Annotated in this window: 1 pseudogene; it reads right to left on the reverse strand. The window is 70.5% G+C overall.

Annotated features, from left to right (window positions below):
- A pseudogene (locus tag RZA67_RS16455) lies at nt 1–224 on the reverse strand (hypothetical protein); the annotation flags it as partial.

Raw genomic sequence — 224 nt, forward strand, 5'->3', positions numbered from 1 at the left:
CGTTGGCGTACGAGGTGCCGTCGATGTCGAAGCTCGGTGCGCTGATCGTGCCGTCAGCGGCCACGGCCGAACCACCGCCGATGGCATTGGCCACCGACTGCGCGGTGCCGTGCAGCTGCGAGCCGTTGATGGCATCGAGGCTGGTGGCCGAGACCGCACCGGCGGCAACGCCGGTCAGGGTGCGGTTGATCGCCGCGCCGCTGGTCAGGTCCTTGCCGGCGAAG

The sequence above is a fragment of the Stenotrophomonas sp. C3(2023) genome, assembly GCF_032911385.1.
GTDB lineage: Bacteria > Pseudomonadota > Gammaproteobacteria > Xanthomonadales > Xanthomonadaceae > Stenotrophomonas.